Consider the following 2,316-nt stretch of genomic DNA (forward strand, 5'->3'; position numbering starts at 1 on the left):
TGCTACGCATGGCTTCCAATCGTTGGGGAAACCGGTAACTCACGCCGTCAACACGGTATCGGCTCCACGCTTACGCTGCAACAACTGATCGTGACGGTCGAGCAGCATCGCCTGCAGGCCGATGCCGCCGAGGCAGTCGATCGGGACAGCGCGCAAGCTGGCCGCGCAGCAGTCGCAGGACTGGATGCGACCGACGCTGAGCCTGGCGATCGTGGCGTCGACGGTCGGATCGTGTTCCGGGTGATGGCCGGAGTGGCAGACGGCACACTGAAGGATCCGGCCATTGCAGCAACAGCGGGCAGCCTGCTGATGTACTTTGCGCGCGAGACCGCGCCAGTATTGGGATTCTGGTTCGGGACCACACGGGGTGCATCGCTACGGGCGATGGTGCCGATCGCGAGGCTAACAGCCAGACTCGAACGCATCAGGATCCCGCAAACCGTATGCCGGGCTTTGCCGCTTCTTGTCAGGACGACTCGGCACCTTGCGTGTCGAATCAATCAACTCAGGCCGGTCCCGTTTGTACGAGAATTCAGTCGTATCCTGCAAGTTCAGTACGGGACCTTCTGATGAAGCGAACCGGCCTCGCGCGACTTCAAAGTCGCCCACTCAGTATGTCCTGTTCGCTCACCTTGGGATAGGACAGAAACCAGTAGGCTGCTTTCGTGTTGCACCAGTCCTGAAATGCCATCGGAATGCTCTGCCCGACATACGACCACAAGCGCTCGGAACCAGGCGAAATCTTATGCCAAGACGCTCATCGCGAAACCGGCTCTGCCCAGCTTCCTCATTCAGCCAAGCATTAGCCCCAAACGCTTCTCCCAGTGTACGCTTTCGACTGCCTCCGCTCGTCATTGCGCCCTTCCTTCATCTAAGGAGCACACAACGACGTTAACATGAATGAATCCTAGTTAACAGAGAAAGGCAGAAAAATGTGGATAACAGCAAGCTTCAAAGAGCGCTTACGCGTCACCGCACGGATCACCGTTTCCTTGAACTCTTTACTGCGGCGGCGACGCCGCGTCGGCTGCACCGCTTCCGAAATCGCCTCATTCTCGTCCATAGCGTACACGTGTCCATTTAAAGAATTTGGTGGACACGATCGTGCCTTCATCACCCCGACGATTCAAGGTGACATTGCCGGGGCTTACGTTCCACTGGATGATCGTGCGATCGTCCATCGCGGCATCCTCGAGAGGCACGAGCCGCGTGAGTTCGCTGCGACTGATCACGAAGCCGCCCGAGTGCTGCGACGGATGACGTGGATAGCCGAGCATCTGCGCTGCGAACACGATCGTTTGATGCAGCACGGGTGATCGTTGCCCGTGCGTAACGGAAAATACCGACCCTCGGGCCGGCATTCTCGCGTTAGTTGGTGGCAACACGCCGCGATGCGCGCATTACTTCATCTGCACCGAACCGTTGACCGTCACCGACACGGTTGCCTTGCCGCCTTCGACCGCGATCGGCGCGCTCATCTTCGCGCTACCGATCGGTCCCGCAGCCATCTCCATCACGCGCGTGTATGGCTGTACGTTGCGGCCGCTGCCCACATTGACATCGCGGATCGTGTAGCTGCTGTAGCCGAACGCCTTCGCGGCTTCGTCCGCGCGGGCGCGGAACGACTTGATCGCTTCGGTCGTGAGCTTCTGCTCGGCCGTGCGCTGCGCTTCAGGCGACAGCGAGAACTCGACGTTCGCGACCTGCATCAGGTTCGACAGCTGGCCTGCAAGCTTCGACGCCGCAGCGATATCGCGCGATTCGAGCGCGACCTCGGTACGGCCGCGCCATGCGGAGATCTTCCCGTCGCGATCGGTGCTCGGATACACGGAGAATGCGCCCGTATGCGCGGAGAGGCCCGAGACGCTCTTCGCCTGCGACAGCGCGGCATCGGCGCGCTGATTCAGCGCGGCCGTGAGGCTGTCCGGATCCTTGGCCTGCTGTTCATAGAACAGCGTGATGTGGATGATGTCTTGCGGCATATCGGCGCTGGCCTGTGACGACAGCGACAGCACGCCCGCCGGTTCCGGAAAATGCGGGTTCGCAGTTTGCGCGTGCACGGCGGGCGACGCGAGCGTCAGCGCGACGGGAACGGCGAGGGCAAGCGACAGCGCGAGTGCGGATTTCTTGGTCATTGTTGGACTCCTTGTATGAGTGCGCGCACGCGGATCACGCGTGCGCGACGCGGGTGGACCGCGCGCCGAAGAAAATAACAGCCGGCCCGATCGGCCGACAGCGGTGGTGGATTCAACCGGTCGATGCAACAGCTTGATGGAATCGTTCAGCCGGTGTATCGAAGTTTAGTGTCTTGCGTGG

3 protein-coding genes and 2 pseudogenes are annotated in these 2,316 nt (G+C 60.8%); 1 reads left to right on the top strand and 4 read right to left on the bottom strand.

Features of this window, described 5'->3' with window-relative positions; translation table 11 throughout:
- A pseudogene (locus tag WS49_RS35720) lies at nt 1-570 on the top strand (hypothetical protein); the annotation flags it as partial.
- Nucleotides 571-595: 25 nt separating this feature from the next.
- On the opposite strand, the gene WS49_RS36550 reads toward WS49_RS35720, so the two are convergent.
- The 4 genes and pseudogenes from WS49_RS36550 to WS49_RS22770 form a co-directional block, all read right to left on the bottom strand.
- On the bottom strand, nt 596-721 hold the full coding sequence (locus tag WS49_RS36550; RefSeq protein WP_082722064.1) for an IS4/Tn5 family transposase DNA-binding protein: 126 nt from the start codon (nt 719-721) through the stop codon (nt 596-598).
- 186 nt (nt 722-907) lie between these two features.
- Nucleotides 908-1,063, bottom strand: coding sequence for a hypothetical protein (locus tag WS49_RS35260; RefSeq protein WP_156437329.1), 156 nt, complete (start codon nt 1,061-1,063; stop codon nt 908-910).
- Between the two features lie 88 nt (nt 1,064-1,151).
- Nucleotides 1,152-1,316 (bottom strand): annotated as a pseudogene (locus WS49_RS35265) (hypothetical protein); the annotation flags it as partial.
- An 84-nt stretch (nt 1,317-1,400) separates the two neighbouring features.
- Entirely contained in the window at nt 1,401-2,135 is a 735-nt protein-coding gene (locus tag WS49_RS22770) for an SIMPL domain-containing protein (RefSeq protein ID WP_059533526.1), read from the bottom strand.
- Between the last annotated feature and the right edge of the window lie 181 nt (nt 2,136-2,316).

This window comes from Burkholderia sp. RF7-non_BP4 (assembly GCF_001521935.1).
Lineage (GTDB): Bacteria > Pseudomonadota > Gammaproteobacteria > Burkholderiales > Burkholderiaceae > Burkholderia > Burkholderia diffusa.

What these genes read in the sequence shown, in the direction of transcription:
- WS49_RS35260 (WP_156437329.1), bottom strand. Translation starts at nt 1,063, where the DNA reads ATGGACGAGAATGAGGCGATTTCGGAAGCGGTGCAGCCGACGCGGCGT.
- WS49_RS22770 (WP_059533526.1), bottom strand. Translation starts at nt 2,135, where the DNA reads ATGACCAAGAAATCCGCACTCGCGCTGTCGCTTGCCCTCGCCGTTCCC.